Annotated in this window: 11 protein-coding genes; 3 read left to right on the top strand and 8 right to left on the bottom strand. The window is 38.0% G+C overall.

Translation table 11 applies throughout. The features are described 5' to 3' along the window. Positions 1-7: 7 nt before the first annotated feature. The 7 genes from FHT21_RS10455 to FHT21_RS10485 all read right to left on the bottom strand — a co-directional run bounded on the left by FHT21_RS10455 (position 8) and on the right by FHT21_RS10485 (position 9156). Entirely contained in the window at positions 8-817 is an 810-nt protein-coding gene (locus FHT21_RS10455) for a DUF4843 domain-containing protein (protein WP_167294608.1), read from the bottom strand. 30 nt (positions 818-847) lie between these two features. Continuing rightward, a complete protein-coding gene (locus tag FHT21_RS10460) occupies positions 848-2338 on the bottom strand; it encodes a RagB/SusD family nutrient uptake outer membrane protein (RefSeq protein ID WP_167294609.1) in 1491 nt (496 codons plus the stop codon). Between the two features lie 34 nt (positions 2339-2372). Beyond that, positions 2373-5705, bottom strand: a complete 3333-nt coding sequence (locus FHT21_RS10465) for a SusC/RagA family TonB-linked outer membrane protein (protein WP_167294610.1) — start codon at positions 5703-5705, stop codon at positions 2373-2375. 278 nt (positions 5706-5983) lie between these two features. Further along, positions 5984-7102 carry a FecR family protein gene (locus tag FHT21_RS10470; RefSeq protein ID WP_167294611.1) on the bottom strand — a complete coding sequence of 373 codons (1119 nt, stop codon included), beginning with the start codon at positions 7100-7102 and terminating at the stop codon, positions 5984-5986. A 144-nt stretch (positions 7103-7246) separates the two neighbouring features. Further along, positions 7247-7831, bottom strand: a complete 585-nt coding sequence (locus FHT21_RS10475; RefSeq protein WP_167294612.1) for an RNA polymerase sigma-70 factor — start codon at positions 7829-7831, stop codon at positions 7247-7249. A 309-nt stretch (positions 7832-8140) separates the two neighbouring features. Continuing rightward, positions 8141-8632: an anthrone oxygenase family protein gene (locus tag FHT21_RS10480; RefSeq protein ID WP_167294613.1), complete on the bottom strand. Its 492-nt coding sequence runs from the start codon at positions 8630-8632 to the stop codon at positions 8141-8143. Between the two features lie 302 nt (positions 8633-8934). Continuing rightward, complete coding sequence (locus FHT21_RS10485; RefSeq protein ID WP_167294614.1) at positions 8935-9156, bottom strand: cold shock domain-containing protein; 222 nt, start codon at positions 9154-9156, stop codon at positions 8935-8937. Positions 9157-9276: 120 nt separating this feature from the next. On the opposite strand from FHT21_RS10485, the gene FHT21_RS10490 reads away from it, so the two are divergent. Then, positions 9277-10002: a LytTR family DNA-binding domain-containing protein gene (locus tag FHT21_RS10490; RefSeq protein WP_167294615.1), complete on the top strand. Its 726-nt coding sequence runs from the start codon at positions 9277-9279 to the stop codon at positions 10000-10002. Between the two features lie 191 nt (positions 10003-10193). On the opposite strand, the gene FHT21_RS10495 is transcribed toward FHT21_RS10490, so the two are convergent. Next, complete coding sequence (locus FHT21_RS10495) at positions 10194-10373, bottom strand: histone H1 (protein ID WP_057933955.1); 180 nt, start codon at positions 10371-10373, stop codon at positions 10194-10196. A 355-nt stretch (positions 10374-10728) separates the two neighbouring features. Between FHT21_RS10495 and FHT21_RS10500 the strand changes: the two genes are divergently transcribed. Both FHT21_RS10500 and FHT21_RS10505 read left to right on the top strand, forming a co-directional pair. Then, positions 10729-11883: a helix-turn-helix domain-containing protein gene (locus FHT21_RS10500; protein ID WP_167294616.1), complete on the top strand. Its 1155-nt coding sequence runs from the start codon at positions 10729-10731 to the stop codon at positions 11881-11883. Positions 11884-12073: 190 nt separating this feature from the next. Beyond that, positions 12074-12685, top strand: coding sequence for a Crp/Fnr family transcriptional regulator (locus tag FHT21_RS10505; protein ID WP_167294617.1), 612 nt, complete (start codon positions 12074-12076; stop codon positions 12683-12685). The last annotated feature ends 47 nt before the right edge of the window (positions 12686-12732 follow it).

Consider the following 12732-nt stretch of genomic DNA (forward strand, 5'->3'; position numbering starts at 1 on the left):
CTTCGAATTAAATAACCTCATTGCCATTTTCATCTATAAAATAATATTTACCATTCTGCATGTTTTTTCTCAAAAGCGTTTTTTTAGACGGATTGCTTTTATTGTAGAAATAATAGCTATCGGTATTGCCAGGTGTTACTTCTTCAATAACATAGCCTTTTGCGGCATTTTTGGCGACCCAATTAAATGGATTGTTTAACATCGTGGTTAATAAACCTATATAATAGAGGTTTTTCGGTGCATCAAGTCCGTCGGTAGTAAGAGAAGTCTGCGCAGTTACCAGAATAAACAGCTCATGCTTGGTTCTCGAGTAAGGCGGTAGTGGCCAAGTATCCCACCAACTCGGTTTTTCCAATTTAGATGAGAATACTACTTTTGCCCTGATTAGATAAGGGTTTTCGATGCCTAGATCAGGCGTACCCGTTAATTTGATCAATATCGAAACCGACCTGTTTTCAAGCTGTCGGTCCTTATTATAAATAACCACCGGAATGTAACCTATGCCCCTGTTCGGAAGAATGGAATATTGCGGTTTCAAAGCTTCATAATGTAGACCAGGTGTGGCTGTAGAAGAATCAGCATCTACACGTGCACTGAATTTCCGATCTGCATCGGTTCTGATTCCTGATAAACGTACCGGCAGCCACACGGTATCCTGAGCTAGTGTAGGATTATAGGCAAAAGTTCTTACTATACTGTCTTTATCTCCGTTGTAAATGTCGAAATAAACATTTGCACTGTGATCAAAACGCATTTCTTCTGCTTTCTTGCAAGAAACCAGGCAGATGATTGCGAATATTAATATGTATATTTTCATAATTTGTGCTTTATAAAATTTCAAATTGTTTTATCTGCCTCCATAAACAATCTCATCATTAGGGAGCGGCAGCACGAAAATGTTATCAGAAGCTGGGATGATTACACCAGTTTGCCCAACAATCCCTCTATTTAGCCTTTTATACATATAGAAAAGCTGGCCTTCTGCCAACCACTCCTTACGTGCATCTTTAAGCAGCTCTTTTAACAGATCTTCTTCACTGTTGATGGATAAAGGATCTCCTATCTGCCTCGCTTCGCGAACTTGTTTAAGGTAATTAACTGCTGTCGTGGGATTATCTGCATATGAACACTCGGCAGCGATATAATATAGCTCACTAAGCCTGATTGCCGGGGCCATCAGATAATGTAAATTGGCGTTTGCTTCTGCGCTTAAAGGGTTTCGGCGGTATTTAACAATATCGTAAGATCTTGACGATTGGTTCGAAGTAGCGGATAACCAGTATTTATAACGGGAATCACTTGCGCCAGCTGTTGCTTTTTCATAAATATAATCCGCAGCATCCTCAATTAAATAAAAGCCCCTGGTGCCACTTTGAAACCAATTGTCTTTTATCTCTTTTGCGGCACCCGGTATATACCATCCAAAAACAAGTTCCTTATAAAGAATCCGATCTTTCTTTGAATCTTCGAAAGCCTCAAAATCACTTTTTGCTGTCCAGGGGAACTTTTTAGAGTCGATTACCTCTTTTGCATTCTGTAAGGCATTAACTTTATCGTTTTTATAAAGATATACCCGGGCAAGCGTGCCACACACTGCATAATAATTTAAGCGGTGCCTTCTGTTCTGTAAAAAAAGACTCGGGTTCTTCTCCTCCGTATTTTTTAGCGTATCGGTAACCAAAGGATAGTTTACGATATAACCGGCACTGCGGATCGGATCTACCATTAATAATTGTTTCGCTTGCTCCAGATCCTTAATAATGAGCGCTATCGTTTCTGATACGCTGGAAACAGGCGTAATCTCTTTGGTATATTTGTTTGCATAGGGAATTCCTTTTGCAGTGGCATTTCTTAAATAAGAAGGTGCAAAAAGACGTAATAAGTCGAAATGCAAATATGCCCTTAGTGCGAGTGCCTCTCCTTTAACAATAGCATAATTACTGCCGCTAAAAATGTTCTTTTTTGCATCTACGTTTTCCAGAATCAGGTTACAGTTAACAATGGCATTGTATAAACCAGCCCATATTTTATCCTTCCGTTTAATAAATTCGCCATGTTTATAATTGTACAGCGAGGTTTGCCTGTAGTCCTGTCCATCATCACGCATCGAAAAATTTTGCGCCAATACTTCTGTTGTACCAAATGTAAGCTCTTTACCATACAGATCTGATTCTGTACTGCGGTTATACACGCCGTTTATGGCTTCCATAAAACCACTTTCGGTACTGAATAAAATTGGAGCTGCTATCTCTGATTCCGGCTCAACTTCCAGCCACTTTTTGCAGGAACTCAATAATCCTGTGATTAAGATGAGGCAGATTAACAATCTAATCTTCATATTTTTATATTTTAAATCTGTTAATTAATATAGCTTAGAAAGCTGCTCTAATAGAAAAGGTTAAACTCCTGGTAAATGGATAATTAATTCCTCTTTCTTCTTTTACTGATGACCAACGCGCCACATCATTCGCAGTTACCTGAAACATAAGGCTCGACATCGACAATTTTGATGCGATTTTTTTGTTCATATCATAAGAAAGGTTAACTGATTGCAGGTTGATCAGGTTATCAGGCTGTATAAATCTCGAACTAACATCCGTTTCGCCATTATCTGCTATATTTTTATAAAAAGATAGGTCGCCCGGTTGCTTCCATTTTTCTTCGAACACACGTTTATCAACGTTATATCTTGGGTCGGCATTTTCAACACGTTCTACCAGGGTTAGGTTGTATTTATCGCCACCGAAAAAGGTTTGAAACTGCACATACAGGCTAAACCTTTTGTAGTTAACCGTTCCGCCAAAGTAGCCGCTCACTTTCGGGTTAGGATCGCCAATTACAACATAGTCTCTCTTATCGTAATCATAGGTAAGGGTACCATCTTTTTTGAGGTATAGCTCTCGTCCGTTTTCCGGATCTATGCCTAAAGAACGTACACCATAAATGGCATTAAAAGGTTGTCCTTCGCTAAATCTAAGCAAGGGAATCCCCCTGTAGCCACCGTCACTTGGCTTTACAGATTGTAGTTCGTCTGCCCTATCATTATATTTCTTTAAGGCGTTTGAAATTCTTACCACCTTATTTCTGTTGGAAACCATACTGGCATTAAGATTTACCGACCAGTCTTTACCTCTTACCGCATCTATGGTGAGCCCCAATTCAGCTCCTTTGTTTTCCATATCGCCAAGGTTTTCTTTATAAGATAAAAATCCTGTTGACGGCGGTAAGGTAATATCGGCCAAAATATCTTTGGTAAACTTTTTATATATCCTTGGCATAATCATTACACGATCTTTAAAAAGCCCGATGTCTACACCTATATCCGTCATTCTTGTTTTTTGCCAGCCTAGGTTTTCATTTCCATAATTATTTACGTGGGCACCAATACCAGATGAATACCAGTTTCCCGTATTATACTTATAAATGGTTTTTGATAAGTAAGGATCAAACTCTACCGAACCGGTGAGGCCTGTTGAGGCTTTTATTCTAAGCTGGCTAATCACACGATTATCTTTAAGAAATTGCTCCTGATGTACATTCCAACCTAATCCGAACGACCAAAAAGGAGCCAGTTTATTGTTCACGCCGAATTTTGATGAACCATCAATACGAACCGTTCCATCCATCAGATACCGGTTTTTATACGAGTAGTTCATCGTAAAAAATGAACCAAACAAACGAGCCTTTTCGAGCCTGCTTTGCGGTTTTCCGTCTTCGGCATAACCTTTGGCAAAGCCAATGCTGGTAAAACGATCGTTAGCAAAGCCAATAGCCGTAAACTCTTTCTGGTCGCGCAGCTCTGTACGGGCGTTTACACCAACCAAAGCGTTAAAATAATTGCCGCCTATCTGCTTTAACCAAGTTAACCTAATGTTGCTATCCCAATAGGTTTCTTTCATTTCCCGGTTTGTATATTCTCCTTTCTCATCTATTTTATCTGTGGTGTACAGGTAATATTTATTGGCCTGTGGAGAGGTGAATATATCATCAGAATTTGATCGTGTGGTTACACTCATCTGCGCCCTCAACCTCAGGTCTTTTGCCACTTCTAAATCGGCAGAAAGGTTATCGATAATTTCGGTGTACTTAGATTTATTAAAACTGCTTAAATTCGCGTCAAACAGTGGATTAAATACATATTCTTTTGATCGGTCTTGTTTTTCATATACGTCCGAAATCCTCATCGCCACGCCATTTGAATCTTTTAATGGATAATAAGGATTCATCCGTACATAATTAGAAAAATCACCATATGGAGATTCGGTAGCGCCTACCTGTGTGATGGATAATTCATTTCTGAACTGAAGTTTCTTCACATTGTACTGAAAACTCATTCCACCAGAATATTGATCCCTTTCAGAACCTTTCATTGCTCCCGGCCGGGTCTGGTAACGAAGATTTACATTGTAGCGGAATGCCTGCGAACCGCCATCCAGGTTTACAGCATGCTTATGCCCTATCGTGTTACGCAGGGGTTGCGATAACCAATAACTGTTAACCCCACCAATAACATTAGCTTTTTTGTGGTAATAAATTTCATCAAGCTGATCTTGTGGCACCTGTTGTTTCGAAGAACTGTACAAACCCGCTAACACTTCATAATCTAGCTTTTCAGCTGCATCTAAAACCTGATAATCAGTCAGATCTGCAGCGGTAAGATTCAATTCGTAATTGTATTCTACCCGTAATTTCCCTTCTAAAGGTGTTTTAGTGGTAATCACAATTACGCCATTTGCCGCGCGCGAGCCGTAGATTGCCGTTGCGGCTGCATCTTTTAATGAAGTAACCGATGCGATCCGGTTAACATCCAAATCAAATACTTTCTGCACACTCACTTCATATCCATCAAGCATAAAAACAGGCATATTCGCCGTTCCAAGAATTTCGTCCCTTCTCAATACCTGTCCGTCGCCGCTGGGTAATGCAGAAGCTCCCCTAACATTGATAGAAGGAATTCGGTTAGGGTTTGAACCTGCAAGATTATTATCGATCAGTTTAAATGAAGGATCGAATGTGCCGATACTTTGCAGCAAATTCTGTGGATTTACCCTTTTCAACTGATCTCCAGATATCGTAATTGCGTTACCGGTATAGTTATCTTTTTTAATCGTTTGATAACCCGTTACTACTACATCATTCATTTGGGTCATCTTAGGGCTGAGCTTAACGTTTAACGTTTTAGTAACTGTAACCTTGGTTTCAAACAAGTCGTAGCCCACATAACTGAAAACCAAAATGCTTCCTTCGTCAACATTGACTTTAAATTCGCCTTTATCGTTGGTAATGCCTACGCTTGCCCCGTTTTTAATAGAAACATTAACGCCGGGAAGGGTTTCACCTGTAGCTTTATCAGCAACAACACCTTTTACCTCAATTTTTACCGCTACACTTGCTGTAACAACTGGCAAATTCTCCTTGCGGTTAATCACGATGGTTTTATTAACGATATTATAACTCAGGTTTTGGTCTTTTAAAGCAGCATTCAGCGCATCTACCAGCGATGCATTATTAAACTCGACTATAACATCAGGTTTATCCTGCAGCAATTGCCCCTTATAAAAGAAAAAATAGCCCGTTTGCTTTTTAATCTCCTTAAAAACTTGTTTAAGCGAGGTTTTTCTTCGAGAGAGCGTTACTGTTTGAGAAAAGGTAGCTGCCGACAAATGTAAGGCACCAACAAATAGTAAGATTGTAGTCAATTTCATGACCAATAAAATTTTAATCTTTACCCTCCGCATGTCGCACACGGGGTTGTAAAGGGTAGTTAATTTCATACCTTTGTAATGAATGAGGTTAAAAAATAGCAGCTGGGTTTCGAAGCAAGCTGCTTGTCCAAATTTCTACCGGAAGCGTTGTCGCGCTTTCGGTTTTTTTTTTCAAGGTACTTGGCTAAATTTCTGGTAGTTTTTTCATCATAAAGTTTAGTTAGTTTGTAAATTGGTTGGTTGATTTTTGTGGCTGTTTTAAGAAAAGCCGTTCTTTTTTAATTTCCAGTTACTGTTAGTACCTTACCCTTAGCATCAATATGAACATGGTTCAGTTCTAATATTTTAAAAACCTCGGCAAGGTTGCTGTTCTTCGGTATTTCGCCTACATATTTTTCTGATGTAATTTTGCCCTGATAAACTACATCTACATCATACCAGCGCGAAATCTGCCGCATAATAGTTTGGAGATCATCATTATCGAAAGAGAAAATATTATTTTTCCAGGCCATTTCTTTATCTATATCTACTTGCTCATTGATAGATAATCTAGCACTATTTGCATTCAACAACGATTGCTCACCTGGGTGCAGATTTACCGAACCCGATGTAGCACTCACTTTTACGGCGCCTTCTAACAACGTGGTTTTAACAATGTTCTCATCGCTATAGGCATTAATATTGAAATGTGTGCCTAAAACTTCAACCGTTTGCACATCTGTTTTTACCTTAAAAGGGCGTGTATGGTCTTTCGAAACTTCGAAATAGGCCTCTCCATTTAACTCCACCAGCCTTTCATTTTTTGCAAAAACATAAGGATACTTTAACGTTGTGGCTGCATTAAGCCAAACTTTTGTTCCATCGGGCAAACTTACCTGATATTGTCCGCCTCGTGGCGTGGCAATTGTATTTGAGCCAGTTGCTGCTGCATTTGGTATTTCTTTAATGATATATTCGAGCTGACCGTTTTTAGCCTTCCGGATTACAATACCATTTTGATTGGCAATCTGACCATTTTTAGCATCATCAAGGTCAACAACAGTTCCATCGGCCAGTGTAAGTACCGCTTTATGTTTGCCAGGAAGAATATCTTTTAATTCAGTTTTGGCAGTCAATGGGGTCGCATTGCGCTGTACCATAAAATAAATTCCCAAACTCATACATACAACAATACTAGCCGCAATGGCAAGCCGTTTAACAGTAACCGATTTTAAAGATCTATTGCGAGGACTTAATTGGTTCCAAACTTCTTGTTTACTGGATGTTATAAGTGAATGGTTAGGCGCTTCTTTTTGAAAAGGGAGCTGAAGGTACCAATCTTCAACAATAGCCATTTCTTCGGGCGTACAGTTACCGGCAAGATATTTATCTAAAAGCTTTTTCGCATTTTTCTCCATTAAAAAAGAAGTTTGTCAGGTTGATTAATGTATATACGGCTAAGGTATAGCCCTGGGGGTATCAGAAAATTATTTTTTTTCAGAATAATTCCAATATAGCTTAATCTAAAGAAAAAAAACTCACTTAAACATGCTTACAGCAGGTTACCGGTAAATTTTAAAAAGGAAAGCAACGTAAACAACTACTCCCAACCTCGATTTAAGAATTCGTAGCGCTTTTTTAACCTGCGTTTTAACCGTTAACTCAGAAAGCCCTAATTCGAGTGCAATTTCTTTATGCGATTTATGCTCTTTGCGACTTAAAATAAATATTTCGCGCATTTTGGGTGGCAAAGCATCAATTTCCTGTTCAATTAATAGCGCCATTTGCTTTTCACGCACCATATAATCAGTCAATACGTGGTCTTGATCTATATAATCCTGTAAAGAATCGACGTATTTACTTTCTACTTTTTGATGTGCAAATACATCCAGCACACGGTTACGTACGGATGTATATAAATATGCTGACAAGTTACCGTCAGGCGCTACCTGTAAACGTTTAACCCAAAGCGATTCGAACAGTTGGTGTAATACATCTTTCGCCTCTTCATCATCGTTTAAGCGTTTGCTGGCATGGATGAAAAGTAATCCATAAAAGCGGTTATAAATTTCGGTAAAGGCCAGTTCATCACCTTGTGTTAACAAGAATGCCAATTCACTATCAGAATATGAACCGTAAACACGCATAGAAATCACGCAAAGATAATACAAATACAATCGGTTTCATCGGCTTGTACCAGGACTTATCTTGTTTATCTCTTGATATTTGCATTTTTTTTACATAAATCAGCGTATTTTACGACCTAAAAAAAGAAACAAAGCAATTCTCAAAGCCTTTGTCATTAAAAAAAGATAAAAAACGGTACTTATAACAATTATTGCATTTCGATTGATGAAATACCAACAGATAGATTAAGCGTTTTTAACCACGGATCCACACACTGATAAACACGGATTTGTATCTGTCTCAAAAGCTATAAAATTAATATACAAGCCTTAAACATTACGGCTTAACATTGCGGCATACGCTAGCAGTACAATACAGATAAATGAGGCGATGGTTCTGATCCGATGGAATAAATTCCAGCTTGGCTCAAATTTTTCGCGCAAAGCAGTTAATTCTGTTGCACCAAGTTTATCAAGATCTGCTCCATCCAATAGGTTGTTGAGCGGTACATTACCAATTATCGTAACCAGAAAAACACCACCAAAATATAATAAGGTTGCCGCCAAAAGCAAGTAAAACACCATAGGCTGCTCTCTAAAAAACCAAACACTTATGGGTAATATCACTAGCGTACCCATAAAAGAAATAAAAAAAAGCGGATTTAAAATAGCCCGGTTGATTGATTGCATCGCTTGTAAAAAAGAAGCATCAGAAAGACGCGCAAGGCCCGGGATAACTGAACAGGAGTACGCATAAAAGAGGCCACCAATAAGTGCAGTAGAAACTGTACTCAACAAAAGAACCAAGGTTTTGAAATTCATAAACAATTGCTTTAAAAATACCCGTACCCGAAAGGTATTACGAATTTAAGCAAAAACGTTATCCGAAAAAATCCTATCTAAAAATAGAGCGCTAATTTAGATAGGAAAGAGAGATAATCCAGATATGAAAAGTTAATAGGTAGATGCTAATGAAAATAATACTTATTGCTTCCAAACAAAACACCGTTTGGATTAAGTTTTCTACATTTTATTGTTCGCATACGCAAGATCGTATTCTGTCCTTAATTTTAAGCACCAGTTTACACAGATCGGTCTGTTTTCGTTACAGATCGGTGCAAATGTTAATCAAACCCTACAGCCAGCACTACAATATTAGTTGCCTGGCACCCCACCTGCCCCTGTTCTAAATTAAAGCGAACCTTGGTTCCTACTTGTAAAGAAGGCCGGTAAATCCCTATCAATTTCTGGTTATCTGCATAAATCATTTCTTTTCCACCATCGGGGGCGATAAATCCGAAACCTCTTACCGGATTGTACCATTTAATCACTCCTGTATACATCATAAAGCTCTTTTTACCTTAAATTAGCCAATATCAAGAAAATTTGAGGCAAAACAGGACAAAGCGTTCTATTTTCGGTATGAAAAGGTGTAATTTCGTTATGTATACCAAGAAGATTAACAAATGATTAAGTGTATAGCCATTGATGACCAGCAAAACTCGATTTCGGGTCTTGAAAAATACATAGCAGACACCCCAAATATGAAGCTCCTGGCTAGCTACACCGATCCGATGGTGGCCTTGAACGAGCTGAAAAAGATTGATCAGGTAGATGTGATATTTATGGATATTCAAATGCCACAGATTTCGGGCATCGAACTTTCTAAAGCAATCCGTTCCAAAACCCGGAAACTGATATTTACCACCTCACATGAGGAATATGCCTTTGAGGCATTCGAGGCAGAAGCAGATGCATATTTACTTAAACCTTATGGTTATGCTAAATTTGCTTTAACCGTAAACCGCGTTTTTGAGGAAGAAATACAAAATATAGAACAGGAAACTTATTTCTTGGTCAAAAACAAATCAGAAAACCACAAAGCGGTTTTAGTGCGTTATGCAGATATCATAGCTTTTGAAAGTTTCCATAACTACATTAAAATCCACACCACAGAGAAAGTAATTATTGCTTATTTAAGCTTGAAAGATGTTAAAGAACAACTGAACATTAAAAAGGGCTTTATCCAATTGCATAGAGGGTATATTATTTCCATCAACCATATTTTACATGTAGAGGGAACAAGGGTAACATTATCTAACCATGTTAGCTTTACAGTGGGCGATCTTTACTACAGTGATTTCCGCGATTTCTTTACCGACAAACTTATTACCAGTAAACGTAAAGCATAAAGACCAAAATCAGCATATAAAAAGAAAAAGCTGTATCATAAAACAAGTTTTTTAATGTTGTCACATTAAGCCCGTCGAAATGCCTTAAACTGCGTTATGGCAGATCCTTCGACAGGCGCTCCGTAGGAGTCCTTTGGACAGGATGACAATTCTATATTTATGATACAGCCTTTTTTTAAAGCGAAAACAAATTATTTAGCGCTATTTTTTTTATCAGTTACTTCAGCTCTAATTTCTTGGGCTAAAACTTTTAGGTCTTGCATTGCTTTACGTACACGTGTACCTGCAGCAGCATTACCACCGTCATAAAATTTAGTTACGTCTGCTTCAACAGAAGAGATTAGATCTTGCACTTTTTTAAATTTGTCCATAATTTTTCTTTTATAGGATGCTAAACATCCATTAATTAAATAATATTCCTTTCCGCTTACAATAAACGGGCCGCAAAACTATTGCTTTTTATAAATTAAACAAACGTTTATGCCAAATCATTATTGCAGATAGTATAAAAAGGCCAATAAAACATAAGGACAGCCACTTGCTGGCACTAATCTTATTTTTGATAAGCTATCTCATTTTTAACATTTTGCAAATGGCACGTTTTATAATAAAATATTTTACAATCGGGGGAATTTAAATTAACAATTATGTTTTATCTTGGTTGGAAATATGCAGTCTCTGAATCTTCTCGTTAGCACCAGTTGTTTATTCTTACTTTTATTTTCTATGCATCTTTTTTTTGCAAAAAGAGGGAATAAACTGCTTAACATTCTGCTTTCGGTTATATTTTTTGCCCGATTTGGCCAGATTTTAACTTCATTGCTCTTTAAATCGGGCCAGCCTTATGCTTTGGCCTTTTTCCATCAAACTTTTACTCCGTTTTATTATGCTGCTCCGGCCTGCTTTTACCTCTACATAACAGGTTTTCTTCAAGATCGTAAAAATTTACAAAAAATAGAATGGCTTCATTTTGTACCTGCCTTGTTAGCCATTATCCACGTTATCCCCTGGCATTTCTCTACAACGCTCAATTGGAATTTAATAGGAAGCCAATTAGCCGAAAACGGTTACTTCTCGCTAAAAGCAAAAAGTGGCCTGTTTCCTCCATATTTTCATTATTTATTTAGGCCAGTGCTTGTATTTGGATATTTATGCCTTACCTGGGTTGCCGTACTCCGTTTAAAAAACAAACCACAACAGATACTCGAAGGTGAAGGCAGAAAATGGATCATCTTTTTTCTTCGGATTGCCACCTTTTTCCAGTTGTTTAGTTTGGTGCCTATTATTTTAAGAAGCTTACACATCCCATATGTGAACGCTTCATTTATTGTACTTAACTGTTTAGCACTATTAGTCATTTTATTGTATGCACTCCACAAGCCTTATATTTTTTATGGCTATTTGCTGGTGGCTGTAGACTGGACTAAAAAACCTGTAACTAAGAAATTAGAAACCAACCAAGCGGAAACTGATGCCCCCTTACTTTCCTCATCAGAAAAAGATCTAAAACCTACAATTGCTACAGTCAAAAAAATTAATCTTTTAGATGCACAACTGTCTGACTATGCCTTTGCGATGAAAGAAATAATGGAACGGGAACAACTTTATCTGCTTCACAACTTTCAGATTATCGATCTGGCAGCAAAACTCAACATCCCCATACACCACTGCTCTTTCGTAATTAACAAACATATCGGCAAAAATTTCCGCGATTGGATAAATAGTTACCGGGTTGATCATTTTTTAAAACAATACCCCCTAAAATCAGATAAAATAACCATCGAAGCCATCGCCTCCGAAGCCGGTTTTAAAAACCTGGCTACATTTTATAATGCATTTAAAAAAGAAACAGGCGTAATGCCAACCACCTATTTTGCATAATAATTAAGCCGTTAACCCGTTTATAGCCATTTTTTAGTCTAACGATCGTATCGTTAGAGGCCACAACCGCTCTGCATTTCATCAAATACTGAAATACCAGGTACTTTTGGTTTCAGATCATCATATGATTATGGTGTTTCTAAATGAGAATGCTTTTATCCATTCTCAAAAATCTAAACAAGCTTTAATTATGTCTTATTCAACATCATTTTTGCGCCCGCTTTTTGATTATATCGCGCAATTCTATCCATTATCTGAAGCCCTTAAAGCCGAATATGAAAAATCTTGTAAGCTCATCCACGTTAAAAAGAATAAACATATCCTTTCACCAATAGACAGTAACGCCTCGCTGTATTTTTTGGTAAACGGTCTCGTACGTGGTTTTGTGCGCGATGGTAAAAAAGATATCAGCACCTGGTTTAGTTTTGGAAATGAATTAATAGGCGCCATACGTCATCCCGATCAGCAGCTAAGTAATTCTATAGAGTATCTTCAGGCCTTGGAAGAATCTCAACTCATCTGCATTCCATATACCTTTATCGATGTGATGTATACCAACTATCCGGAGGCTAACTTCATTGGTAGAAAGCTGTTGGCACTTCATTATTATGCGGCATCAGAAAGATCAATCCTGGCAAGGATACCCAAAGCAATGAGCAGGTACCGTAAACTACAGGAAAGCAGTTTGGATATTACCAGAATACCGCAACGATACCTGGCCAGCTACCTTGGTATGCGCCTGGAAACCCTGAGTAGAATCAGAAATAAGGTTTTAGCACTCGATTATCGGTTATGCTCTTAATTTAGCTACAAATATTCTATCATTCAATCCTTCGTCTTCTTTCCTTT

It is taken from the genome of Pedobacter sp. SG908 (genome assembly GCF_011759615.1).
GTDB lineage: Bacteria > Bacteroidota > Bacteroidia > Sphingobacteriales > Sphingobacteriaceae > Pedobacter > Pedobacter riviphilus.